This window comes from Nesterenkonia sp. HG001, from assembly GCF_034438835.1.
GTDB lineage: Bacteria > Actinomycetota > Actinomycetes > Actinomycetales > Micrococcaceae > Nesterenkonia > Nesterenkonia xinjiangensis.
Genome location: NZ_JAOSZD010000003.1, coordinates 166,578 through 189,513, shown reverse-complemented (window position 1 = coordinate 189,513; position 22,936 = coordinate 166,578). Strand labels below are relative to the sequence as shown.

Annotated in this window: 19 protein-coding genes; 13 read left to right on the top strand and 6 right to left on the bottom strand. The window is 68.5% G+C overall.

Features of this window, described 5'->3' with window-relative positions:
• Positions 1-9: 9 nt before the first annotated feature.
• From ODE13_RS06400 to ODE13_RS06390, 3 genes are all read left to right on the top strand, one after another.
• The gene (locus ODE13_RS06400) at positions 10-897 is read left to right on the top strand and encodes a carbon-nitrogen hydrolase family protein (protein ID WP_322478514.1); all 888 of its coding nucleotides are present in this window, start codon (positions 10-12) and stop codon (positions 895-897) included.
• A gap of 189 nt (positions 898-1,086) precedes the next feature.
• Positions 1,087-1,665, top strand: coding sequence for a type 1 glutamine amidotransferase domain-containing protein (locus ODE13_RS06395; protein WP_322478513.1), 579 nt, complete (start codon positions 1,087-1,089; stop codon positions 1,663-1,665).
• A 166-nt stretch (positions 1,666-1,831) separates the two neighbouring features.
• Positions 1,832-2,188, top strand: a complete 357-nt coding sequence (locus ODE13_RS06390) for an L-rhamnose mutarotase (protein WP_322478512.1) — start codon at positions 1,832-1,834, stop codon at positions 2,186-2,188.
• Positions 2,189-2,218: 30 nt separating this feature from the next.
• Here ODE13_RS06390 and ODE13_RS06385 read toward each other — a convergent pair whose 3' ends face one another.
• Positions 2,219-3,487 carry a sugar ABC transporter substrate-binding protein gene (locus ODE13_RS06385; protein WP_322478511.1) on the bottom strand — a complete coding sequence of 423 codons (1,269 nt, stop codon included), beginning with the start codon at positions 3,485-3,487 and terminating at the stop codon, positions 2,219-2,221.
• A gap of 359 nt (positions 3,488-3,846) precedes the next feature.
• On the opposite strand from ODE13_RS06385, the gene ODE13_RS06380 reads away from it, so the two are divergent.
• The 7 genes from ODE13_RS06380 (at position 3,847) to ODE13_RS06350 (ending at position 13,625) form a co-directional block, all read left to right on the top strand.
• On the top strand, positions 3,847-5,130 hold the full coding sequence (locus ODE13_RS06380; protein ID WP_322478510.1) for an MFS transporter: 1,284 nt from the start codon (positions 3,847-3,849) through the stop codon (positions 5,128-5,130).
• 39 nt (positions 5,131-5,169) lie between these two features.
• Positions 5,170-6,486 carry a BNR repeat-containing protein gene (locus tag ODE13_RS06375; protein WP_322478509.1) on the top strand — a complete coding sequence of 439 codons (1,317 nt, stop codon included), beginning with the start codon at positions 5,170-5,172 and terminating at the stop codon, positions 6,484-6,486.
• A 170-nt stretch (positions 6,487-6,656) separates the two neighbouring features.
• Entirely contained in the window at positions 6,657-7,823 is a 1,167-nt protein-coding gene (gene rhaI / locus ODE13_RS06370) for an L-rhamnose isomerase (protein ID WP_322478508.1), read from the top strand.
• Entirely contained in the window at positions 7,823-8,755 is a 933-nt protein-coding gene (locus ODE13_RS06365) for an alpha/beta hydrolase (protein WP_322478507.1), read from the top strand. Before rhaI ends, ODE13_RS06365 begins: the two co-directional genes overlap by 1 nt.
• Before the next feature lie 28 nt (positions 8,756-8,783).
• Positions 8,784-10,820: a bifunctional aldolase/short-chain dehydrogenase gene (locus ODE13_RS06360; RefSeq protein WP_322478506.1), complete on the top strand. Its 2,037-nt coding sequence runs from the start codon at positions 8,784-8,786 to the stop codon at positions 10,818-10,820.
• Positions 10,821-10,836: 16 nt separating this feature from the next.
• Entirely contained in the window at positions 10,837-12,327 is a 1,491-nt protein-coding gene (locus ODE13_RS06355; RefSeq protein ID WP_322478505.1) for a rhamnulokinase family protein, read from the top strand.
• 68 nt (positions 12,328-12,395) lie between these two features.
• The gene (locus tag ODE13_RS06350) at positions 12,396-13,625 is read left to right on the top strand and encodes an alpha-hydroxy acid oxidase (protein ID WP_322478504.1); all 1,230 of its coding nucleotides are present in this window, start codon (positions 12,396-12,398) and stop codon (positions 13,623-13,625) included.
• Here the strand turns inward: ODE13_RS06350 and ODE13_RS06345 are convergent, their stop codons facing one another.
• Genes ODE13_RS06345 through ODE13_RS06330 form a run of 4 tightly spaced genes read right to left on the bottom strand, consistent with a single transcriptional unit; the run spans position 13,626 to position 17,778 of the window.
• Positions 13,626-15,176, bottom strand: coding sequence for a tripartite tricarboxylate transporter permease (locus tag ODE13_RS06345; protein ID WP_179541244.1), 1,551 nt, complete (start codon positions 15,174-15,176; stop codon positions 13,626-13,628).
• A gap of 54 nt (positions 15,177-15,230) precedes the next feature.
• On the bottom strand, positions 15,231-15,737 hold the full coding sequence (locus ODE13_RS06340) for a tripartite tricarboxylate transporter TctB family protein (RefSeq protein WP_322478503.1): 507 nt from the start codon (positions 15,735-15,737) through the stop codon (positions 15,231-15,233).
• Positions 15,737-16,774 carry a tripartite tricarboxylate transporter substrate binding protein gene (locus tag ODE13_RS06335; protein ID WP_322478502.1) on the bottom strand — a complete coding sequence of 346 codons (1,038 nt, stop codon included), beginning with the start codon at positions 16,772-16,774 and terminating at the stop codon, positions 15,737-15,739. The genes ODE13_RS06340 and ODE13_RS06335 overlap by 1 nt, the downstream gene beginning before the upstream one ends.
• Positions 16,771-17,778 (bottom strand): tripartite tricarboxylate transporter substrate binding protein, encoded by a 1,008-nt coding sequence (locus tag ODE13_RS06330; protein WP_322478501.1) that lies wholly within the window; start codon positions 17,776-17,778, stop codon positions 16,771-16,773. Before ODE13_RS06330 ends, ODE13_RS06335 begins: the two co-directional genes overlap by 4 nt.
• 400 nt (positions 17,779-18,178) lie before the next feature.
• On the opposite strand from ODE13_RS06330, the gene kdgD reads away from it, so the two are divergent.
• From kdgD to ODE13_RS06315, 3 genes are all read left to right on the top strand, one after another.
• Positions 18,179-19,162: a 5-dehydro-4-deoxyglucarate dehydratase gene (gene kdgD / locus ODE13_RS06325; protein WP_322478500.1), complete on the top strand. Its 984-nt coding sequence runs from the start codon at positions 18,179-18,181 to the stop codon at positions 19,160-19,162.
• 12 nt (positions 19,163-19,174) lie between these two features.
• On the top strand, positions 19,175-20,506 hold the full coding sequence (locus tag ODE13_RS06320) for an enolase C-terminal domain-like protein (protein WP_322478499.1): 1,332 nt from the start codon (positions 19,175-19,177) through the stop codon (positions 20,504-20,506).
• Between the two features lie 83 nt (positions 20,507-20,589).
• Positions 20,590-21,561, top strand: coding sequence for an AEC family transporter (locus ODE13_RS06315; protein ID WP_322478498.1), 972 nt, complete (start codon positions 20,590-20,592; stop codon positions 21,559-21,561).
• Here the strand turns inward: ODE13_RS06315 and ODE13_RS06310 are convergent.
• Positions 21,558-22,922 (bottom strand): Nramp family divalent metal transporter, encoded by a 1,365-nt coding sequence (locus ODE13_RS06310; RefSeq protein WP_322478497.1) that lies wholly within the window; start codon positions 22,920-22,922, stop codon positions 21,558-21,560. The genes ODE13_RS06315 and ODE13_RS06310 overlap by 4 nt on opposite strands.
• Positions 22,923-22,936 lie beyond the last annotated feature (14 nt).

The window sequence follows — 22,936 nt, the reverse complement described above, 5'->3', positions numbered from 1 at the left end:
GGGGCTGAGATGTCGGAGCGGAATGCGGTGCCGCCGGAGCATCCGGCGGAGACGCTGACAGTGGCGCTGGCGCAGGTGCCCCCGATTGATGCGTCCCTGCAGGGTCTCGACGCACCCGGTGACGTCGTCGCTGCTGCGCTGACACGCACTGACCGGCTCGCCGCCGAGGCGGCGGACGTCGGGGCCGACCTGCTTCTGCTGCCGGAGATGCACCTGACCGGCTACGCGATCGGCCGGAAGGCGGTGGAGGCGCTCGCGGAGGCCCCGGGTGGGTCGGCGCTGGCGCGGATGGCGGAGATTGCGCGGAGACATGGTGTGGCGATCTGTCACGGATTCCCGGAGCGGGACGGTGATGAGGTGTTCAACAGCGCGGCGTTCATCGATGAGAGTGGCCGCGAGCTGCTCCGCTGGCGGAAGCTGCACCTCTTCGGCGACGTCGATGCGCAGCAGTTCGACCGGGCCGAGCTGGGCTCGGCTGGGCCGACGTCGGAAGTGGCGGCGAGGGCCGTAGTGGACTGGCACGGCTGGGCGATCGGACTGGCGATCTGCTACGACGTGGAGTTCCCTGAGATCGCGCGCCGGCTAGCGCTGGCTGGAGCGGACCTGCTGGTGGTGCCCACGGCGAACATGGTTGGCTTCGAGGTGGTCTCCCGGCTGCTGGTGCCCGCCCGTGCCCTGGAGAACCAGATGTACGTGGCCTACGCGAACTACACCGGTGCAGATGCGGAGTTCCGGTACAACGGGCTGAGCCTGATCGCCGGACCCGACGGAGCCCCGGTCGTCTCGGCCGGCTCAGGGGAGGAGCTGCTGATCGGCCGGATCAGCGCGTCGGTGTTGGCGGAGTCGCGCCGGAAGAACCCCTATCTGCGGGACCGGCGTGAAGACATCCTGGGCTGAGGCTCAAGTCCTGAGGTGCCGGGCCTCATAGGGCAGCGCCGACCGGCACAGGAGGGGATCATCTGCCTCGGAGTTCTCGGTTCCGGGAACAGTGCTCCGGGTGTGCGTGTTCTGCACGGATGAATCCGCTGATTCCTTCCTGCGCCGACACACAGTGCGGAGGCAGACCCCGATGAGAGGAGTTCACCGATGACTCACCACACTGAGTCCGCTGCACGCACGGACATCTCGATCGACGGCAAGACCATCGCCCTGCTGGTGACCGACGGCGTGGAGCTCCCCGAGCTCACCGAGCCGATCGCCGCGATCCGTCAGGCCGGTGGCACCCCGAAGATCGTCTCTCCGAAGGAGAGCTCCCTGCAGGCCATGAAGGGGGACTGGGAGCATGCCGACCACTTCGACGTCGACCATCAGCTCGGCACCGTCAGCGCGGCCGACTTCGATGCCCTGGTGCTGCCCGGCGGCACTCTGAATGCCGATGCACTGCGCATCGACGAGAAGGCCCAGCAGTTCACGGCCTCCTTCTTCGAGGCGTCCAAGCCGGTCGCGGCGATCTGCCACGGCCCCTGGATCCTCACCGAGATCGGCCAGGTCTCCGGCCGCAGGATGACCAGCTACGCGGCGCTGCGCACCGACCTGACCAATGCCGGTGCCGAGTGGGTGGACGAGGAGGTCGTCGTCGACGGCGGCCTCGTCACCTCGCGGACTCCGAATGACCTCGAGGCCTTCAACCGCACGCTGCTCGAGCTCGTGGCGGAGAAAGCCTGAGGCCTCGTCCTTGAGATCGAGTGGCCACATATGACGTCATGCGACCGGTGACACGCCGTATCCCGAGAGCAGGTGCCGTCATGTGTGGCCACTCGAACTTTCTCTGGAGTTTCCGCCTCAGAAGTGAAACGATTCACATCACGTGAGAACCACCTGAGGAGGACCCATGCGTCGCGTCTGCTTCCAGCTGCAGGTCAGGCCGGACCGGATTGAGGAGTATACGGAGCGTCATGCCGCCGTCTGGCCGGACATGCTCCGTGCGCTCAAGCGCTCCGGCTGGCACAACTACTCACTGTTCCTGCGCGAGGACGGCCTGCTCATCGGCTATGTCGAGGTCGAGTCCCTCGAGGAGGCGCAGGCGGCCATGGAGGCCGAAGAGGTCAACGCCCGGTGGCAGGCCGAGATGGGGGAGTTCTTCGTCGACCTCGAAGGCGCCCGTCCGGACACCGGCTTCCTGGAGCTTAAGGAGGTCTTCCACCTGGAGGACCAGCTCGCCATGGACGACGACGGCGGCGCCGGCTGACGCCGCCGCCGTCGTCGTCGGTGCCTGTGCTCACTCCCCGACGGCGGCGCGAGCCTCGTCCAGCCACTGCTCGGCGGCGTCCGACGGGGTCGCGCCCTGGTGCAGCAGCAGATCGATGATCCGCGGAGTGATGTCCTCGATCGCGGTGGACCCGGCCGGGCCGATCCACCGCTGCGCCGTCTCGCGCTCGGCGACCTCCTCGATGTAGTCCACCTCGGCCTGCTGGTCCTCGTCGAGTGAGCCGCTGAGGATCTCGCGCATCTCCGGGTTGTCCGGCACTCCAAGCTCCAGGCCCATGATCTCCACCGCGTCAGGGGAGTTCACCAGGAAGTCGATCAGCTCGGCGGCGGCCTCCGAGTCCTCGGTGTCGGCGGAGATCGCGTAGAACTGCGAGGACTGCTGCCACACGCCGGGGGTCTCCGCCTCGCCGGGCAGCGGCCACAGCTCGAGCTCCTCGCCCACGGACTGCGAGAAGGTGGAGAGGAAGTTGCTCCAGTCGATCGTCATCGCGACCTGCCCGGTGGCCAGCAGGGTCTCCTCGGGCGCGGCGCCCTCCTGCTCGGTGATGACACTGGCCGGCGGTGCGGCGCCGGTGTCGACCATGTCCTGCATGCGGGTCAGCATGTCCTCGAGGGCGTCCTGGGTGACTCCGACCTGACCCTCCTCGGTGTAGAGGGGTTCGCCGTGCTGGCGTGCGAAGACCTCCACCGTGTCGTGGTCGAAGCCGTCCGCCCCGTAGGCGTCGGTGTTCTCGGCCACCTGCTCGGCGATCTCCTCGAAGTCCTCCCAGGTCCAGGTCTGCGGGTCCGGCCTCTCAGCGCCGGCCTCTTCGAGGAGCGCGGGGTTGACGATGACCGCCAGCGCGTTGCTTCCCGTGGAGAGGGCGTACTGGGTGCCGTCGATCTGCCCGTTCTCCAGCGCGCTCTCGTCGAGCGTACCCAGGTCGAGATGGTCGCTGACGGTGTCCAGGTCCAGCAGGGCGCCGCGGTCGGCATACTCTCCCGGGTAGGCGCCGCCGAGGGTGAAGACGTCGGGTGCGTCGCCGCCTGCGACAGCTGTGGCCAGGCGGTCGAAGTGCCCGGCGGTGTCGGATGACTCCCCGGAGACGCTGTGTCCGGTCTCGGACTCGAAGACCTCGAGGGCCTCCTGGGTGAGCTGGTTGCGCTCGGTGCTGCCCCACCAGGCGAAGCGGAGGGATCCCTCGTCGGGCGATCCGCAGGCGGAGAGCGTCAGGGCCGCGCTGACGCCCAGTGCGGCGGTCAGGTGGAGCGTGCGATGCGGGCGGGATGTGCGTGTCATGGGGTCCTCATCATGGGGAGCGGGTGGGCTCGCCACTCGGGTGATCCCTGACTGCGAGCCCTGTTCTCGCGTTCACGGGGTGCCGGTCTGGTGGCGGAGCCTGGGGTGCCCCTCAGGCTGGTGCGAAGCAGAGGGGCCAGGTGCGAGACACAGTATCCGGCGGTTTGTTTCACCACAAGGCAGAAATGCGAGGTCGGCCGTACTGTCTAGGCATCGCGTGATGCCTGCGGAGACAAAGCCGACCCGGACTCCTTGTGAATCGATTCAATCTCTCCTACCCTGAGTGTGTTCGATCACGTGATCCCCGTCATGAGGGCTGATCACGTGCCTCTCCGACCTCCCTGCAGAAGGGGCAGCCGATGTCTGACTCACTCAACCCCGCCCAGCGTCGTCGAGCCTGGTGGACGGCCGGTGTGGCCGGCATGGCCTCCTATATGGACGCCGGTGCCATCGTCACCACCGGGACTGCTCTGGTGCTGTATCGCGAAGAGTTCGGCTTCGCTGAGTTCCAGTACGGCCAGCTCTCAGCTCTGCTGACCGCGATGATCGCCGTCGGAGCCCTGATCGGCGGCCCGCTCGCCGACCGCTTCGGCCGACGGCGGGTCTTCACCCTGACGCTGTTCCTCTACATCCTCGCCGCGGGCATCATGGTCTTCGCCCCCGACGCGGGTTGGCTGTACGTCGGCATCCTGCTGCTCGGCTTCTCCTCGGGGGCGGATCTGCCGCCGGCCCTGGCGATGATCGCCGAGTCCGCGCCCGATGGCGAGGAGGGCAAGTTCGTCACGCTCTCCCACGCGCTGTGGATGATCGTGATCCCCATCGTCAACGTGATCGGGATCTTCGTCGGCGACATGGGGGCCGACGGGGCGCGGCTGATGTATGCGCACCTGCTCGTCGTCGCCGTCGTCGTGCTCATCCTGCGCTGGCGCCTGCCTGAGTCGGAGATGTGGCAGCAGAAGAGGGAGGCCGTCCGCACCGGCTCCATCGACAAGGCGAGCCTGAAGGTGCTCTTCGGGCCCACGTACCTGTGGGCGCTGATCGGGGTCTCGCTGTTCTACGGCATCCAGAACATCGCCGCGAACTCCAACGGACAGTACGCCATCTATCTCTTCACCGACGTCGGAGGTGCCACAGTCTCCACCGCCTCGCTGCTGAACGTCATCGCCGTCGTGATCGGTCTCGGCGGCACCTTCCTGGTCATGCGGTTCAGCGACACGCCGCTGCGCATGCCGCTGTTCCTCCTCGGCACTGTCCTGGCCGTGGCGGCCTGGGTGCTGCCGGGGATGCTGGGCGTGAGCACGGCGACGGTCTTCCTGATGGCCGCGCTCTTCTGGTTCGCCCAGCAGCCCTCGGGGGAGCCGATGTTCAAGATCTGGTCCCAGGAGATCTTCCCGACCGAATACCGCAGCGCCGCCCAGGGCGTCGCCATCGCCTTCACCCGTGCGGTGGCCGCAGGTGCGGCGCTGGTGACGCCGCTGATCATCGAGCAGAGCGTCACGCTGTTCTTCTACTGCATCGCCGGGGTGCTGCTCACCGCCGGGCTCATCGGCTGGTTCTGGGTGTCACGGATGCCGCAGGTCATCCATCAGGAGAAGGCCGGTGGGCCGCAGAACGCCACGGTGCTGGCGGAGCGAGCGCGGTAGGGCGCGGCGATGCGGCAGGAGAGGCGGATGGAGAGGCGGATGAAGAGGCGGATGGAGGCTGCTGAGAGCGTGCCGGTCGGCCACGCGTGGGCCGGGATGCACGTCGGGTTCGACCTGCTGACCGAGGGGGCGGACCAATACGTGGGCTGGTGGAACGCCGAGCGGCGGCTCGCCGTGGCCCACCGGACCCTGGGCGTCTCGGGGGCCGAGCACTCCGCCTGGACGCATCAGGTCCTCGACGAGACCCTCGGCTGGGACTCCCACAACCACATCTCCCTGGGCCTGGATCGCGGCGGCCACCTGCATGTCTCCGGCAACATGCACAACGACCCCATGGTCTACTTCCGCACGCAGGTGCCCGGCGACGTCACCACTCTCACGAGGCATGACCACCTCGTGGACTCCGCCACCGAGCAGTCCGTGACCTATCCGGAGTTCCTCACGCTTCAGGACGGGCGGCTGGCCTTTAGTCATCGCGACGGCGGCTCCGGCGACGGCGTCACCTACGTCGACGTCTACGACGAACCCTCCCGGAGCTGGCGGCGGCTCGTGGACGCGCCGCTCTTCGATGGCTCGGCCCTGGACGGCGAGGGCCCCTGGAGCGCCTACTTCCAGGGGCCCGAGCTGGGACCCGATGGGGCATTCCATCTGCTCTGGATGTGGCGCGAGACCCCCGACGCCGCCACGAACTCCCTGCTCTCCTATGCGCGCAGCGAGGACCTGCTCACCTGGACCGATGCCCATGGCCGTCCGCTGGAGGCTCCGTTCACCTACGGAGCCGGTCACGTGGTGGACCCCGTCCCGGCGCGAGCGGGTCTGCTGAACGGCAACGCGCGGCTCGGCTTCGACGCCGAGGGCCAGGTCCACGTGACCTTTCACAAATACGACGACGACGGCTTCTCCCAGATCTGGGTCGCCCGACCCGCCCGTGCGGAGTCCGCCGGGGACTCGACGGGTCCCTGGGAGGTCCGTCAGCTCACCGACTGGCAGCGCCGCTGGGATTTCGGCGGCCGGGGGACGCTGATCTTCGAGGTGCAGCTGCTCGGCTCGCGAGTGCAGCCCGGCGGTCGTGTGCGGGCCGACCTCCGTGTCTTCGGCGAGCAGCGCTCCATCATGATGGATCGGGATCTGCGGCCGCTGGCGGAGATCCCCGCGCCGCCCTGGGCCGGCGGCCTCGCCGAGGTGCGCGGAGACTTCCCCGGGCTGCAGGTCAATCTCCAGAGGGGCCGCGGCAAGGAGGCGGTCCACGGGGACCATGTCCTCCGCTGGGAGAGTCTGCCGGAGAACCGTGATCTGCCCTACGAGGAGTACCCGCAGAGCAGCCGGTTGGACGTGGTGCGCCTGCCGAAGGCCTAGTCATGTTGCCCGCTGCGCTGCCGGGCCGCCTCGGTGATGCCGGATCCGGTATGGCCGAGGTGATCGTGCGGGGATGAACGCGGGGCGGACGGGCAGTTGACACGTCTGTGAGCATCGTCATACGATGCCTGAGAGATTGAAACGATTTACTACGAGCAGGACTGAGGATCATGACGACCTTCGCAGAGATCGCTCCGCAGCTGGAGCACCAGGCGATCGAGGTGCCCTCCTGGGCCTACGGCAACTCCGGCACCCGCTTCAAGGTGTTCGGCACTCCCGGCACCCCTCGCACAGTGGAGGAGAAGATCGCCGACGCTGCTGCCGTGCACCGCTTCACCGGTCTGGCGCCGAAGGTCGCCCTGCACATCCCCTGGGACCTCGTCGAGGACTTCGCCGCCCTGCGCGCCTACGCGAATGATCTGGGCGTGGAGCTGGGGACCATCAACTCCAACACCTTCCAGGACGACGACTACAAGTTCGGCGGTCTGACCCACCATGATCCGAGAATCCGGCAGAAGGCCATCGACCACCACCTGCAGTGCGTCGAGGTCATGGGTGCCACGGGTTCCCGTGACCTGAAGATCTGGCTGGCCGACGGCTCCAACTACCCCGGTCAGGCCGACATCCGCGGCCGCCAGGACCGCCTGGCGGACTCCCTGCAGACCATCTACGCCCAGCTCAGCGGCGACCAGCGCCTGGTGCTGGAGTACAAGTTCTTCGAGCCGGCGTTCTACCACACCGATGTCCCGGACTGGGGCACCGCGCTGGCCCATGTGCAGGCACTGGGGGAGAACGCCAGCGTCTGCCTGGACACCGGCCACCATGCGCCGGGCACCAACATCGAGTTCATCGTCGCCCAGCTCCTGCGCCTGGGGAAGCTCGGCTCCTTCGACTTCAACTCCCGCTTCTACGCCGATGACGATCTCATCGTCGGCGCGGCCGACCCCTTCCAGCTCTTCCGGATCCTCTTCGAGGTCATCCGCGGCGGCGGCTACGGTCCGGACTCCGAGGTGGCGTTCATGCTCGACCAGTGCCACAACGTGGAGAAGAAGATCCCCGGTCAGATCCGCAGCGTGCTCAACGTCCAGGAGATGACCGCCCGCGCACTGCTGGTCGATCGCGCGTCCCTCGAGACCGCGCAGCAGGAGGGCGACGTGCTCGGTGCCCATGAGATCTTCATGGACGCCTTCTACACCGACGTCCGTGCCGACCTCGCCGCCTGGCGCGAGGCCCGCGGCCTGCCGGCGAACCCGATGCGGGCCTACGCCGAATCCGGCCATCAGGAGACGATCGAGGCCGAGCGCGTGGGCGGCACCCAGGTGGGCTGGGGAGCCTGATGCACCGGACCGTCGTCGCCGAGCTCGACGCCGTCGGGACGCAGGACCACGTGCTGGAGGGCCCGCACGGACCGCTGCCGGTGCGTCTCTACCGCGGGCAGGATGCTGCGTCGGCGCGCCCCGGGCCCGCGCTGGTCTGGGCACACGGAGGCGGGTTCGCCTACGGTGACCTGGAGATGGCCGAGGCCGACTGGGTCGCCCGTTCCCTGGCCGCCCGCGGCATCCCGGTGGTCTCGGTGGGCTATCGGCTGGCGCCGGCCCTCCATGAGCTCGACGCCGGAGACCTGGCTCAGGCTGGCCCTGAGGCCGGTGTGCACTACCCCGTGCCCGGCGAGGAGCTCGCCGCCGCCTTCGACTGGACCCGCACACGTGCCGCCGACCTCGGTGCGGCCCCCGACCAGGTGAGCCTCGGTGGGGCCAGCGCCGGTGGGAACCTGGCTGCCGGCGTCGCGCTGACCCGGCTGCGCCGATCAGGGCACGATGGTGGCGGGAACGAGGCGGGCCACCAGCCTGCCCAGCTGATCCTCGCCTACCCCACCCTGCACGCCGTGCAGCCGCCCACCCCGGCAGAGCTGCGCGCCCTGCTCGACGCCGACCCGGAGGCCGACAGGTTCGGTGCGGAACCGGTGCGACGCATGTACGAGAACTACCTCGGCGGCGCCGTCGACCACGCACCGGTGGGCGCGGTGCCCGGCACCGCCACCGTCGCAGAGCTCACCGGCCACCCGCCGACGACGATCGTCACCGGCGAGGTGGACGAGCTGCGGGTCTCCGCCGAGGCCTACGCCGCGGCGCTGCGCGAAGCCGGCGTCGACGTCGAGACCCACATGGCCCAAGGTGTCCGGCACGGGCACCTCAACCGGCCCGAGGAGGGCCCCGCCGCCGAGCAGACGATCGACTGGTTCGCCGCCCGGCTGCTGCGCACCGTCTGACCACTTCCGAGACACCGAAGGATTCCTCATGACGAACCCCACCGTCGCTGACCTGATCACCCGCTCCAACCGGCTCGGAGCCGACCCGAAGAACACCAACTACGCCGGCGGCAACACCTCTGCCAAGGGCACTGACACCGACCCGGTCACCGGCGAGGAGGTCGAGCTGCTCTGGGTCAAGGGCTCCGGCGGGGACCTCGGCACGCTGAAGGAGACCGGCCTGGCCACGCTGCGTCTGGACCGCATGCGGGCCATGGTCGGCACCTACCCCGGCGTGGAGCGTGAGGACGAGATGGTCGCCGCCTTCGACTACTGCCTGCACGGCAAGGGCGGGGCCGCGCCCTCGATCGACACCGCGATGCACGGACTGGTCGACGCCGCCCACGTGGACCACCTGCACCCGGATTCGGGCATCGCCATCGCCACCGCCGCCGACGGCGAGGAGCTGACCAGGACCATCTTCGGCGAGAAGGTCGTCTGGGTGCCCTGGCGCCGTCCCGGCTTCCAGCTGGGTCTGGACATCGCGGAGATCAAGGAGAAGAACCCGCAGGCCATCGGCTGCATCCTCGGCGGCCACGGCATCACCGCCTGGGGTGAGACCTCCGAAGAGTCTGAGAAGAACTCGCTGTGGATCATCGACACCGCCGCCGAGTACGTCGAGAAGCACTCCCGGCCCGAGCCCTTCGGTCCGGCTCTGGACGGCTACGGCGCGCTGCCGTCAGCCGAGCGGCGTGCCAAGGCCGCCGCTCTGATGCCGACCATCCGCGCCATCGCCAGTGGGGACCGGCCGCAGGTCGGCCACTTCACCGACGACGACGTCGTCCTGGACTTCCTCGGCCACGCCGAGCATCCGCGGTTGGCAGAGATGGGCACCTCCTGCCCGGACCACTTCCTGCGCACCAAGGTCAAGCCGCTGGTCCTCGACATGCCCGCCGACGCCTCCGTGGAGGACGCCAAGGCCCGGCTGCTGGAGCTGCACGAGGCCTATCGCGCGGACTACCAGGCCTACTACGACCGTCACGCCGACGCTGACAGCCCCGCCATCCGCGGCGCGGACCCCGCCATCATCCTCATCCCTGGTGTGGGCATGTTCTCCTTCGGCAAGGACAAGCAGACCGCCCGCGTGGCCGGCGAGTTCTACCTCAACGCGATCAACGTGATGCGCGGCGCCGAAGGGCTGTCCACCTATGCGCCCATCGATGAGCGGGAGAAGTTCCGCATCGAGTACTGGGCGCTGGAGGAGGCCAAGCTGCAGCGGATGCCGAAGCCCAAGCCGCTGGCCACCCGCATCGCGCTGGTCACCGGGGCGGCGTCGGGCATCGGCAAGGCCATCGCCGCACGTCTGGTGGCCGAGGGCGCCGTCGTCGCCATTGCGGACCTGAACCTGGAGAAGGCCCAGGAGGTCGCCGCGGAGTTCCGCGGCCCCGACAAGGCGGTGGGCATCGCCGCGGACGTCTCCGACGAGAACGCAGTGCAGGCGGCGATCGATGAGACCCTGCTGGCCTTCGGGGGCCTGGACCTGGTGGTCAACAATGCCGGACTGTCCCTGAGCAAGTCGCTGCTGGAGACCACCGCCAGGGACTGGGACCTGCAGCATGACGTGATGGCCAAGGGCTCTTTCCTGGTCTCCAAGACTGCCGCCAAGGCACTCATCGAGCAGGGACTGGGTGGGGACATCCTCTACATCTCCTCGAAGAACAGCGTCTTCGCCGGACCGAACAACATCGCCTACTCCGCGACCAAGGCAGACCAGGCCCACCAGGTGCGCCTGTTGGCCGCCGAGCTCGGGGAGCACCAGATCCGCGTCAACGGCATCAACCCCGACGGAGTGGTCCAGGGTTCGGGCATCTTCTCCTCCGGCTGGGGCGCCAACCGTGCCAAGACCTACGGCATCGAGGAGAAGGACCTGGGCAAGTTCTACGCTCAGCGCACCATCCTCAAGCGTGAGGTGCTCCCGGAGAACGTCGCCAACGCGGCCTTCGCGCTGGTCAGCTCGGACCTGTCCCACACCACGGGGCTGCACGTGCCGGTCGATGCCGGCGTCGCGGCCGCCTTCCTGCGCTGAACCGGAGTCCAGAGATATGAGCACGACGACGACGCGTCGGGTCACCCAGCACGCCGCGGTGGACCTCGGCGCCTCCAGCGGGCGCGTGGTCCTCGGGCGGGTCGGCCCGGACACCCTGGAGCTGACCGAGGCGGCCCGCTTCACCAACGGGCCGGTCCACCTGCCCGACGGGCTGCGCTGGAACCTGCTGGGCCTGTTCGGCCATGCCCTGACCGGGCTCGGTGACGCGGTGCGCGCCGCCGAGGACGGCGGGGGCATCACCTCGGTGGGGATCGATTCCTGGGCCGTGGACTACGGCCTGCTGGCCCGCACGGCCGACACGAACAGCGCAGCCCCGGGAGGGCTCTCCCTGCTGGGTGCTCCCTTCCACTATCGGGACGGCCGCACAGCCGCCGGGGTCCAGGCGGTGCACCGGCGGGTGCCCTTCGCCGAGCTGTACCGGCGCAACGGCCTGCAGTTCCTGCCGTTCAACACGCTGTATCAGCTGGCCGCCGACGAGCTGCTCACCGGACCGGCTGCCTCCGCCGTGGAGCGGGCCCTGCTGGTCCCTGATCTGCTGGGCCAGTGGCTCACCGGTGAGGCCCGGGCGGAGGCCACCAACGCCTCCACCACCGGGCTGGTGAACGTGGACACCCAGGACTGGGATCTGGAGCTGATGGAGAGGCTCGGCCTGGCAGAGGGACTGTTCCCGGAGATCGCCGCCCCCGGCACCACCCTGGGGGAGACCCGTGAGGAGCTGACGCCCTTCCTGGGCGGTCAGCGCCTGCCGGTCACCCTCGTCGGTTCCCATGACACCGCCAGTGCGATCGTCGGCACCCCGCTCTCCACTCCGGACGCGGCCTACATCTCCTGCGGCACCTGGGGGCTGGTGGGTCTCGAGCTGGAGCAGGCGGTGGTCACCGATGCCAGTCGCGAGGCCAACTTCACCAACGAGGGCGGCGTGGACGGCCGGTTCCGGTTCCTCACCAACGTGATGGGCACCTGGCTGCTCTCCGAGACGCTGCGCACCTGGGAACGGGAGACCGGCCGTGCCCAGGACCTGCCGGCGCTGCTGGAGGCCGCCGAGCAGGTGCCGGAGGCCGACGTGGTGATCATCGACGTCCAGGACGAACGATTCGTGCCGCCGGGAGACATGCCCGCCCGGGTCGGAGCCTGGTGCACCGAACATGATGTGCCGACACCGGCCTCGAAGCCGGCGCTGGTGCGCTGCCTGGTGGAGTCCATCGCCGCCGGGTTCGCCCGCGCCCTGGACGACGCCGCCCGGCTGGCCGAGCGGAGGGTCGACGTCGTCCACATGGTCGGCGGCGGGTCGCTGAACGCCCTGCTCTGCCAGGCCACCGCGGACCGCAGCGGGCGCGACGTCATCGCAGGTCCCGTGGAGGCCACTGCGATCGGCAACCTGCTCATCCAGGCCCGCACCGCCGGCACGCTGAGCGGAGAGCTGGAGGACCTGCGGGAGCTGATCACCCGCAGCCACTCGCCGGTCACCTACCGGCCCCGACGCTGAATCCGTCCCATCAGACGTTGGATGTACCGTGATGCGCAGCAGCATCACCAGATGACGAAGGAGCCCCCATGGTTGAGCGCCGCCTCCCCAAGCCTCGCGACCTCGCGCCGCTGATGCAGTTCAAGAAGTTCGACTTCAATGCGAGTCGCCGGCGGCTCAGCGCCGCGCTGACCATCGAGGATCTGCAGAGGATCGCGAAGCGACGCACCCCGAAGGCGGCCTTCGACTACACCGACGGCGCTGCTGAGGGTGAGCTGTCCCTGCGGCGGGCCCGCCAGGCCTTCGAGGATGTGGAGTTCAGCCCCTCCATCCTGCGCGACGTCTCCACGGTGGACACCTCCACCACGATCTTCGGGGGGCCCTCCGCCCAGCCCTTCGGCATCGCCCCCACCGGATTCACCCGACTCATGCAGACCGAGGGGGAGATCGCCGGCGCCTCGGCCGCAGGCGCCGCGGGCATCCCGTTCACGCTGTCGACCCTGGGCACCTCGTCCATCGAGGACGTCAAGGCGGCCAACCCGCTGGGCCGCAACTGGTTCCAGCTCTACGTGATGAAGCAGCGGGAGATCTCCTACGGCCTGGTGGAGCGCGCCGCCGCCGCCGAGTTCGACACTCTGTTCTTCACCGTGGACACTCCGGTCGCCGGGGCCCGGCTGCGGGACAAGCGCAACGGGTTCTCGATCCCTCCGCAGCTGAGCCTGGGGACCGTGGTCAACGCGATCCCGCGGCCCTGGTGGTGGATCGACTTCCTCACCACCCCTCCGCTGGAGTTCGCCTCACTGTCCTCCACCGGCGGCACGGTGGGGGAGCTGCTGGATTCGGCCATGGACCCCTCCATCAGCTTCGAGGACCTGAAGGTCATCCGTGAGCTGTTCCCCGGCAAGATCGTGGTCAAAGGCGTGCAGAACGTGGAGGACTCGACGAAGCTCGCCGATCTGGGCGTGGACGGCGTCGTGCTCTCCAACCACGGTGGTCGCCAGCTCGACCGCGCTCCGATCCCGTTCCACCTCCTGCCCGAGGTGGCCCGTGAGGTCGGCGATGACCTCGAGGTCACCATGGACACCGGCATCATGAACGGCGCCGACATCGTCTCCGCCCTGGCCATGGGTGCGAAGTTCACCTTCGTGGGGCGCGCCTACCTGTACGGTCTGATGGCCGGCGGGCGGGCCGGCGTCGACCGCATGATCGAGATCCTCAGCGAGCAGGTGGAGCGCACCATGAAGCTCCTGGAGGTCTCCAGTGTGGAGGAGCTCGAGCCCAAGCACGTCACCCAGCTGCAGCGGCTGGTGCCGCGATGATCACGGCCGGTGGTCAACGTGGTGGGCGTCGGGCGCGGTCTGCTCGTCGCCCGGGACGGCCAGCAGATCAGGACGCCGCCGCTTGATCACCTTCAGCACCAGCGGCAGCAGCACCACGATGACGAAGAGCACCAGCAGCGTCATCGCAATGGGCCGGCCGGCCACCTGGGTGACGTCGCCGGAGAACATGAGCAGGGAGCGACGGAAGTTGTCCTCGAGCAGGGACCCCAGCACGAAGGCCAGCACCAGAGGGGCCGGGTCGAAGCCGAACTTCTTCATCAGGTAGCCCAGCACCCCGAAGACGATGACCACCATGACCTCGAAGATCCGGTTGTTGATCGTGTAGGCACCGATGCAGACGATCAGCACGGTGATCGGGGCCAGGATCGTCGGGCGCACGTGCAGGATCCGGACGAACACTCCGATCAGGGGGATCGCGAGGATCAGCAGGATCAGATTGCCGATGTACATGGAGTTGATGACGCCCCAGAACAGGTCAGGGTTGGTCTCCACCAGCTGCGGGCCGGGGGTGATGCCCTGGATCAGCAGCGCCCCGAACATGACCGCCATCGTGGCGTTGGCGGGGATACCCAGAGTCAGCAACGGGATGAAGGACGACGTCGCCGCTGCATTGTTGGCGGTCTCCGGACCGGCCACGCCTTCGATGGCGCCACGGCCGAAGCGCCGAGGATCCTTGGCCAGTCGCTTCTCGATCCCGTAGGAGGCCATGGCCGAGACGGTCGCGCCACCGCCGGGGAGGATGCCCAGCAGGAAGCCCAGGAGACCACCGCGGCCGATCGGACCGGCGGACTGCTTCAGGTCGGCACCGGTGGGCAGCACCTTCTTGACCTTGATCGGTTTCCCCGGATCGATGTGGCGCCGCTCCAGGCTGTAGAGGATCTCAGCGAGTCCGAACACGCCCATCGCGATCGGCACGAACTGCAGACCGTCGGTGAGTTCGAGGCTTCCCGCCGTGTAGCGCAGCTCCCCGGTGAACCCGTCGCGGCCCACAGTGGCCAGCAGCAGACCAGCGGCCGCGGCGGCCAGAGCCTTGAGCATGGTGCCGCTGCTGATGGTCGCCACCAGCAGGATGCCCAGCAGGGTCAGCGCGGCGTATTCGGGTGGACCGAAGCGCAGTGCGTAGCCGGCGATCGTCGGAGCCACCAGGGTCAGCACCACGATGGACACCGTCCCGCCGGCGAAGGACGCGATGGCGCCGATGCCCAGCGCCTTGCCCGCATGGCCTTGCTGCGCCAGCGGATAGCCGTCCAGGGCGGTGATCGCCGACGAGGTCTCGCCGGGCAGCTTGAGCAGCACGGCGGTGACGGTTCCCCCGTAGATGGCGCCGTAGAAGATGCCGGCCAGCATGATGATCGCGGTGACCGGCTCCATGCCGTAGGTCAGCGGCAGCAGGATCGCGATGGTCGCGGCGGGCCCGAGGCCGGGCAGCACGCCGATGACCATGCCGACGAGCACGCCCAGCAGGCAGAAGAGGAAGTTCTCCGGCTGCAGCACGACCTGGAAGCCTTCGATGACCGGGGTGAGGTCCATGGGGCGTCAGCCTTTCGAGACGACGGGGTGCAGGTGGCGCACCCGGGGAAGGGCTCAGAACAGCCGCGGCAGCGGCACGCTCAGGCCTGTGATGAAGATCAGGTAGAAGGCGAGGACGGTGATCGCCGAGAGAGGCACGGAGAGGCGCAGCCTCTCCTTGCCCAGCACGCTCATCCAGAAGACGAGCAGCAGGAACGACGGCACTTCGAAGCCGATCAGCGGGATCAGCTGGCCCATGGCCACCAGGCTCGCGACCCCGATCAGCACACCCACCGCACGAGAGGTGATGCGCTCGGCGTCGTCGTAGGTGGCGGCGCGCGTCATGATGAGCACGCCCACCAGGATCAGCAGGGCGGAGACGATCCCCGGCCACGTGCCGGCGCGCGGCTGCGTCAGCGAGCCCAGCCCCAGCTCCATGGCCGCCCACAGGGCGGCCACGCCGATCCCGGCCACCGCGGCGCCGCAGAGCAGGTTGGCCAGCCGCCCCGCGCGAGGTGATTCCTCAGCGGCGGCGGAGCCGGTGACCTGGACGGCGGCCTTGCTGCCCACCGCTGCGGCCATCAGTCGTCGCCTCCGAGGTCGATGTCGTACTCCTCGGCGAACTCGGCGTAGCGCTCGCCCAGCTCCGCCCACTCCTGCTCGACCTCATCACCGAGGGACTCTGCGCGCACCAGGTAGTTCGAGTCCAGGAAATCCTGCCAGTCATCGGTCTGGACGATCTCCTGGAAGCCCTCCTGCAGGGTCGCGACGACATCGTCGTCGGCCCCCGCGGGCAGCCCCACGGCGCTGTACTGGGTCACCGGGATGTCGTGTCCTTCCTCCGCTGCGGTGGGAGTATCAGGGAGATGCTCGTTGCGCTCCTCGGAGAAGATCAGGATCGGCTTGACCGTGCCGGCCAGGATCTGCGGCATGGCGTCGCCGATGTGTACGGTGCCGACCTCCACCTGGCCCCCCATCACGGCGGTCAGGGCGGGCGGGCCCGAGTCGAAGGGCACTTCGGTACCGTCGATCCCGGCCTCCCCGAAGAGCGCGAGCTGGGCGAGCTGGCTTCCGGTGCCGACTCCTGTGGTGCCGTAGGTGATCGGCTCTTCGGCCTCGACCATGTCGCCGAGGGTGTCGATGTCGCTGTCTTCGGTGGCGATGAGCACGTAGTCGTTCTGCACGAGGCTCATCACGACGTCGACCTCGTCCCAGCTGACCGCCTCCTCGTCCGAGACGGCCAACGGGGTGATGGTCATCAGCGAGGCGTTGAGCAGGGTCAGCTCGTAGCCGTCCGCGTCCCGGCCAGCGATGTCCTTGACCGCCAGTGCACCGTTGGCGCCGGGCTGGTTCTCCACCGGCATGGCCACCCCGAAGGAGTCTTGAGAGCCTTCCGCCAGCGCACGGGCGATCACGTCGGCCGGGCCGCCGGCGTCGTAGCCGACGGTCATGCGGACAGGTTCCTGCGGGAAGCCCTCCGAGTCGCCGCCGCCGTCGGTGACCCCGCCGCAGGCGGCGAGCGCGGACGCCAGGCCGAGGGCGGTCATCGAGGCGACCAGACGGCGTGCGGGGCGAGCACGGGGAGCGCTGCGGCCTCCCGGCGTGTCGGCGGGGGTCATTCTGTGCCTCCGAGGTTGATGTCGTTGTCCTCGACCAGCTGGCGGTAGGTCTCGGCCAGCTCGTTCCACTGCTCCTCGACCTCGTCACCGGAGATCTCGACGGGGGTGAGGTAGTTGTCCTCGTTGAACTGCTGGTACTCCTCGGTGCCGACGATCTCCTGGAAGCCGTCCTCCAGGGTGGCTTTGACCTCGTCGGAGGCCCCTGCCGGCATCGCGACGGCCCGGTACTGCGCGACGGGGATGTCGTATCCCTCCTCGAGTGCGGTCGGCGTCTCGGGAAGGAAGTCGAGACGCTCATCGGAGAAGACGACGACCGGGTTCACCGTCCCGGCCTCGATCTGCGGCATCGCCTCGGCGACCTGCACCGTCGCCACGTCGACCTGTCCGCCCATCAGCGCGGTCAGTGCGGGGCCGCCACCGTCGAAGGGCACTTCGTTGCCCTCGATGTCAGCCTCGCCGAAGAGCAGCAGCTGGGCAAGCTGTGAGCCGGTGCCGATGCCTGCGGTGCCGTAGGAGACGTCGCCGCTGTCTGCAGCCACGTCCTCGAGAGTCTCGTAGCCCGTGTCGGCATGGGCCACCATCACATAGTCATCACGGGAGAGGCCCATCAGGACGTCGAGCTCATCCAGGTCGACCTCTTCGTCCTCAGCGGCGATCAGCGAGGTGATCGTGATCAGCGAGGCGTTGAGCAGCACCAGGTCGTAGCCGTCGGGACTCTGGTCAGCCACCTGCTGGGTGGCGATGGCGCCGTTGGCCCCGGGCTGGTTCTCCACCGGCATGGCCACGCCCAGGGAATCCTGGGACCCGTTGGCCACGGCCCGTGCGATGAGGTCGGTGCTGCCGCCGGCGTCCTGCCCGACGGTCAGCGTGATGGGGCCGTCGGGGAAGCCGTCGGTGTCGTCGGTGCCGTCGGTGACGCCGCCGCAGGCGGAGAGGCTCAGGGCCAGGCCCGCGGCGGTGAGGGCGGCCGTCAGGGTGCGACGGGGACGAGCGGCAGTCTGCATGGTGTCTCCTTCGGGAGAGAGATCTGGGGTGCGTGTGAGTCGGCGCCTGGACCGGGAGGCGAGGGGTGGTGTGTGTCTGGATCCCGCCAGGAAGACGTTGTGAGCGGTGCCACATGCGGCCCGATGATCTGAGCGTAGAGAAGTTCAGTGATACCTGTCCAAACTGCAACGCGTATGGAATGATGCGTCAGGGGTATCGTGCCGGTGAGGCGCTGAGATCATGGGGAGCCCGGAAAGCGCTTCTTCCCAGCACTGGAGCGGAAGTTGTTCTACAGGTGAGTCTCATGTCTGACAGCGCGATGCGCGATATGCATCGACATATGTGTTCTGCCTCTTGGACAAGCATCGATAATCCTCCCTAGCGTGAAACCGCTCACACACTCTCGCGGAAGTTGCGTCAATGTCTCGTCCTATGCCGGCAGAGCTCGCCCAGACCCTTGCAGACGGTCTGCTCTCCTTCCCTGTCACCCCCTTCTCCGCGGACCTCGCGGTGGATCGACCCGCCCTGATCGAACACCTGCAGTGGCAGTCCAGCTACGACGTCGCGGGACTCTTCGTCGCCGGCGGCACCGGCGAGGGGTTCTCCCTCTCGCTCGCTGAGCACGCCGAGGTCACCGCCGCGGCCGTGCAGGCGGTGAGCGCCGGAGTCCCGGTGATCAGCTCCGCGGCCGGCAACACCGCCCAGGCCGTGGAGATGGCCCGCCAGGCTGAGCAGCTGGGCGCAGACGGGATCCTGCTGATGCCCCCGTACCTCACCGAAGCGTCCCAGGCAGGACTTGAGGCCCATGTCTCCGCGGTGCTGAGAGCTACACGCCTCGGCGTCATCGTCTACCACCGGGCCAATGCCCGATACTCTGCTCAGACCGTGGCCCGCCTTGCCGCGACGCATGAGAATCTCATCGGGTTCAAAGACGGCATCGGGGATCTCGAGCATCTGGCCACGGTGCGTTCCGTCAACGGGGATCGGCTGTTCTACCTCGGTGGGCTGCCCACTGCTGAGACCTTCGCGCTGCCGCTGCTGCAGATGGGCGTGAGCACGTACTCCTCGGCGATGTTCAACTTCGTCCCGGAGTTCGCACTCGGCTTCTACTCCGCAGTGCGCCGCCAGGATCACGGGGCCGTCCAGGATGCCCTGGACGCCTTCGTCCTCCCGTATCTTGAGATTCGGGACCGGGAGAAAGGCCACGGCGTCTCCATCATCAAGGCTGGACTGCGCGCCGTCGGCCGCGATGCCGGACCTGTCCGCCCACCGTTGCGTGACCTCGACGCCCAGGAGCAGGCGCAGCTGGAAGCCCTCATCCTCGACGCCGCACCGATGAGGGAGGCGCTCATCGCCAGCTCTGACCTAACCACCCGGCCCGGACTCGACGCAGCGGCCGTCTGAGAGGAGACACCCATGGCAGGAACCACCCCTCGCATCACTGACGTCGAGGTCGTCCCGGTCGCCGGACACGATTCGATGCTGCTCAACCTCTCCGGGGCGCACGGGCCGTTCTTCACCCGAAACGTCGTCATCCTCACCGACGAGGACGGCCGCACGGGCCTCGGAGAGGTTCCCGGCGGGGAGACGATCACCAGCACCCTCCGTGAGGGAGGGGAGCGTCTCAAGGGTCGGCCTGTCGGCGAGTTCCGCTCGGCGCTGCGGGAGGTCGCCGCGGACTTCGCCGAGCTCGATGCCGGTGGCCGCGGTCTGCAGACCTATGACCTGCGCACCGCGGTCCACGCCGTCACCGGGCTGGAATCGGCCCTGCTCGATCTGCATGGTCAGCACCTGGGCGTGCCCGTGGCCGAGCTGCTCGGGGAGGGGCAGCAGCGGACCAGCGTCCCCATGCTGGGCTATCTGTTCTTCATCGGAGACCCCGACTCCGCGGACCTTCCCTATCGTCGTGAGTCGGAGGGCGCCGATGCCTGGGAGCGGAGGCGCCGCGAGAAGGCCATGGACGCCGAAGGTGTCCTCGAGCTCGCCCGGGCCGCCCAGGAGCGCTATGGCTTCCAGGACTTCAAGCTCAAGGGCGGAGTGCTCTCCGGGGATGAGGAGGTCGACGTCGTCACCGCCCTGCACGAAGAGTTCCCCGAGGCGCGGATCACGCTGGACCCCAACGGCGGCTGGCTGCTGGAGGAGGCGATCCGGTACGGCCGACGGATGCAGGGCGTGGTGGCCTACGCAGAGGACCCCTGCGGTGCCGAGGGGCGCTTCTCCTCCCGTGAGGTGATGGCCGAGTTCAAGCGGGCCACCGGACTGCGCACGGCGACCAACATGTGCGCCACTGACTGGCGGGAGATGACCAGCGCGGTCCGTGGGAACGCGGTGGACATCCCGCTGGCTGACCCGCACTTCTGGACCATGGGCGGCTCCGTGCGCGTCGCCCAGCTCTGCCACGACTTCGGCCTCACCTGGGGCTCCCACTCCAACAATCACTTCGACATCTCCCTGGCCATGTTCACTCAGGTCGGGGCGGCCGCTCCGGGGGAGATCACCGCCCTGGACACCCACTGGATCTGGCAGGACGGCGAAGGCATCACGCGTGAGCCCCTGCAGATCCGCGACGGCGCCATCGCCGTGCCCGAGAAGCCGGGACTCGGCGTCGAGCTGGATCGGAGCCGGCTGCACGAGGCCCACGAGCTGTACCTGCGGGAAGCGCTGGGCGCCCGTGATGACGCCGCGGCGATGCAGTTCCTCCTCCCGGGGTGGGAATTTGACCCGAAACGCCCATGCCTGGTGCGGTGAGCAGGATCGTGAGCCGAGCGACGAGCTCAGAGCCTGAGAGCAGGCCGTCGCATACGGCGCCGACGATGACATAGGCAGGGTGTGTGGAAGGCGTTCTCCTCGGCTTCAGCGTGGTGGCAGTGCTGGTGCTCATCGGTGCAGGCACGGCCGTGCTCGCCCCGGAGAAGGCCAGGGCCATCCAGCGCGGAGTGACGCCGCTCGTCTACTACATCACCAACCCGTGCCTGATGGTTGTGCTGGTGACGCAGACCGACGTGCGTCTGGTCGCCGGGCTGTACGCGCCGCTCGCCCTGGCCATCGCCGGGGCGACCGCCGCCGTCTTCACGGTCTACGGACTCCTCGCCCTGCGTCGTCGACGGCGCAGCCAGGCGCAGACCCCGGGGCGGCCGCGCACCGGGGCTGAGGTGGCCGTGGGTGCGATGGCCAGCTCCTATGTGAATGCCGGCAACATCGGAGTGCCGATCGCCCTGTACATGGTCGGGACCACTGGGCCCGTGGTCTCCGTGCTGCTGGCGCAGCTGCTGGTGCTCGCACCGCTGTACCTCGCCCTCTTCGGGCTGCTGGGCTCTTCGGGCGCTGAGTCGCGAGCCCGCACCATCCTGGGCTCCATGCTGAACCCGGTCACGGTGGGGGTGCTGATCGGGGCGGTGCTGTCCCTGCTGGACCTGCGGCCGCCCGACTCGATCTGGGAGCCGGTGCGGATGCTCGGAGAGGCGTCCATCCCGCTGATGCTGCTGGTCTTCGGCATGGCGCTGTGGCAGGAACGGCCCTTCACCGTGCAGGAGCGCAGGCTCGACGGCGTCGTGGGAACCGTCTGCAAGGTGGTGGTGATGCCGGTCATCGCCTGGGTGTTCGCCGGGCCCGGGCTGGGGCTGGAGGGCCCCGAGCTGGTGGGCGTCGTCGCGATGGCTGCGCTGCCCACCGCGCAGAACGTGATCGTCTTCGGGATGCACCACGGCATGCCCATCACTGTGGCCAAGGATGTCACCTTCGCCAGTTCGATGCTGGGGCTGCCGGTGGTGCTGCTGGTCGCCTGGCTGCTCGGGGCGTCCTAGAGCCAGCCCAGCGACTGCGGGATGATCCACAGGGTGAGCAGAGTCAGGGCGACGATGCTGATCCAGCTCCAGACGATGACGAACCTGCTGGGTCGGTATCGTGCCGGAATGAACTTCAGCGCCACGTAGAGGTTGACCGCGAACAGCACCGGACTGATCGCGAAGGAGACGGCCCCTGCCGCGGGCACCAGGAAGGCAGGGTTCGGGAAGACGGTCAGCGCGATGATCGCGCACACCACCATGACGCCCATCATGAGCCGCATCAGCGTCCGTTCGGTCCACCAGGGTCGGTCCGCACGGGGCTCGACCAGTGCCGTGAGAGAAGCGGCGAAGGTGCGCGGGAACCCGTCGAAGATGATCAGCACGGTGGAGAACAGTGCGGCGGACGCTCCCGCGATGAAGACCGGGAACATCCAGGGGCCGACCGTGTTCGTGAAGATGTTCGAGATGGCGAGGATCGTGCCCGCGCCCTCGGGCTTCTCCGCACGCGTGAAGAGGATCATCGCTCCCAGCAGGAGATACATCGTCGCCATGATCCAGGAGACGATGTGTCCGAGCCGGAAGTCATAGAGGGAGGCCTTGAACCAGGCGTCGGCATAGGGGCGGACCTCCGCCGGAGTGTTCTCCACCGCCTGCGGCCCGAGGACCTCACGGACCCGCACCATGCCCCGTCGCTTGTTCTTCATCCACAGGGAGGCCCAGACGCCGACGCTCAGGTCCGTCGGCATCCAGCCCATGAGTCCGGCGACGAGCAGTGCGGAACCGGCCGGGATGGCCGGGAGCAGCAGGTGGCCCCAGGCCTCGGCCCGCACGCCGCCGATGACGAACGCGACGACGGTGCCGATGACGAGGATGACGGCCAGCACCTTGTTGACCATCTCCAGTCCGCGATACTTGCCGGCGAGGAGAAGCCCGACGGCCAGCAGCGACAGCACGATGCCGTAGAAGAGCAGGGAGCCGACTCCGAACGCGGCCCACAGCACGGCTGCCGCGGCCGCGACGATCGCGCCGACCGCGGTGCAGCCGATGATGACGGTGGCCAGCAGCACCGCCCAGACCGCCCAGTTCTTCGGCCCCGGAATGCGGGTGTAGGCCGCGAGGATGGATTCGCCGGTGGCGGCGGTGTATCGCATGGCCAGCTCGAATCCCTGCCATTTGAACAGGAACGCGACCGGGAGGACCCAGAGAAGTGCGAACTCGAAGTGCGCACCGGCCAGCGGCGCGGTGACCAGGTGGCTGGTGCCCACGCCGGCCATCGCGACCAGCAGTCCGGGCCCCAGGAATCGGAGGATGCGGATCCCCCGGACGTCAGGATGCTGCTCCATCTCGCGGCGCTCGGCCGCCTCAGCGTCGTGGACCATGGGTCAGGGTTCCC

Coding starts and splice junctions, on each gene's coding strand:
- ODE13_RS06400 (WP_322478514.1), top strand. CDS start 10: ATGTCGGAGCGGAATGCGGTGCCGCCGGAGCATCCGGCGGAGACGCTG.
- ODE13_RS06395 (WP_322478513.1), top strand. CDS start 1,087: ATGACTCACCACACTGAGTCCGCTGCACGCACGGACATCTCGATCGAC.
- ODE13_RS06390 (WP_322478512.1), top strand. CDS start 1,832: ATGCGTCGCGTCTGCTTCCAGCTGCAGGTCAGGCCGGACCGGATTGAG.
- ODE13_RS06385 (WP_322478511.1), bottom strand. CDS start 3,487: ATGACACGCACATCCCGCCCGCATCGCACGCTCCACCTGACCGCCGCA.
- ODE13_RS06380 (WP_322478510.1), top strand. CDS start 3,847: ATGTCTGACTCACTCAACCCCGCCCAGCGTCGTCGAGCCTGGTGGACG.
- ODE13_RS06375 (WP_322478509.1), top strand. CDS start 5,170: ATGAAGAGGCGGATGGAGGCTGCTGAGAGCGTGCCGGTCGGCCACGCG.
- rhaI (WP_322478508.1), top strand. CDS start 6,657: ATGACGACCTTCGCAGAGATCGCTCCGCAGCTGGAGCACCAGGCGATC.
- ODE13_RS06365 (WP_322478507.1), top strand. CDS start 7,823: ATGCACCGGACCGTCGTCGCCGAGCTCGACGCCGTCGGGACGCAGGAC.
- ODE13_RS06360 (WP_322478506.1), top strand. CDS start 8,784: ATGACGAACCCCACCGTCGCTGACCTGATCACCCGCTCCAACCGGCTC.
- ODE13_RS06355 (WP_322478505.1), top strand. CDS start 10,837: ATGAGCACGACGACGACGCGTCGGGTCACCCAGCACGCCGCGGTGGAC.
- ODE13_RS06350 (WP_322478504.1), top strand. CDS start 12,396: ATGGTTGAGCGCCGCCTCCCCAAGCCTCGCGACCTCGCGCCGCTGATG.
- ODE13_RS06345 (WP_179541244.1), bottom strand. CDS start 15,176: ATGGACCTCACCCCGGTCATCGAAGGCTTCCAGGTCGTGCTGCAGCCG.
- ODE13_RS06340 (WP_322478503.1), bottom strand. CDS start 15,737: ATGGCCGCAGCGGTGGGCAGCAAGGCCGCCGTCCAGGTCACCGGCTCC.
- ODE13_RS06335 (WP_322478502.1), bottom strand. CDS start 16,774: ATGACCCCCGCCGACACGCCGGGAGGCCGCAGCGCTCCCCGTGCTCGC.
- ODE13_RS06330 (WP_322478501.1), bottom strand. CDS start 17,778: ATGCAGACTGCCGCTCGTCCCCGTCGCACCCTGACGGCCGCCCTCACC.
- kdgD (WP_322478500.1), top strand. CDS start 18,179: ATGTCTCGTCCTATGCCGGCAGAGCTCGCCCAGACCCTTGCAGACGGT.
- ODE13_RS06320 (WP_322478499.1), top strand. CDS start 19,175: ATGGCAGGAACCACCCCTCGCATCACTGACGTCGAGGTCGTCCCGGTC.
- ODE13_RS06310 (WP_322478497.1), bottom strand. CDS start 22,922: ATGGTCCACGACGCTGAGGCGGCCGAGCGCCGCGAGATGGAGCAGCAT.